Genomic DNA, 440 nt, shown 5'->3' on the forward strand with positions numbered 1-440 from the left:
GGTGTGGCATTTTCGGTACTTCGATTGCGCAAAATCTCAACCAGAACCAGAGGCGCTTTTAGGGTTCCCGGTGGTGTTGTAATTCCGATGATATCAGTTTTGATCATTCTCTGGTTTTTGTCTAATCTTGAAAAGGCAGAACTGATTGGGATGAGCCTGTTTTTAATGGTTTTGTCACTGATTTTTTGGGTTACGAATACCATAATCAAACGCAAACAGCGCTAACGCATTTTTTATCTCATCCTTTCTACAATTCTGATGAATTTTTCCGTTATTACTTTAATGAGTATAATGATTATCCATATCAAGTACGTTCACGATTAAGATCTCTTTGATGCCACATTTGTCAGTAATTATAGTGAGTTATAACTCTCTGGCTTTTCTTAAGCTTTGTTTGCATTCATTGATGCAGAACAGTGCTGAGAAGTTTGAGGTTATTG

The 440-nt window shown here is 37.0% G+C and carries 1 protein-coding gene; it reads left to right on the forward strand.

Annotated features, from left to right (window positions below):
• On the forward strand, window positions 1-225 hold a 225-nt coding region (locus C6366_RS21120), incomplete at its 5' end, for a hypothetical protein (RefSeq protein WP_233248586.1).
• Window positions 226-440: the final 215 nt, after the last annotated feature.

The organism is Desulfonatronum sp. SC1 (assembly GCF_003046795.1).
GTDB lineage: Bacteria > Desulfobacterota > Desulfovibrionia > Desulfovibrionales > Desulfonatronaceae > Desulfonatronum.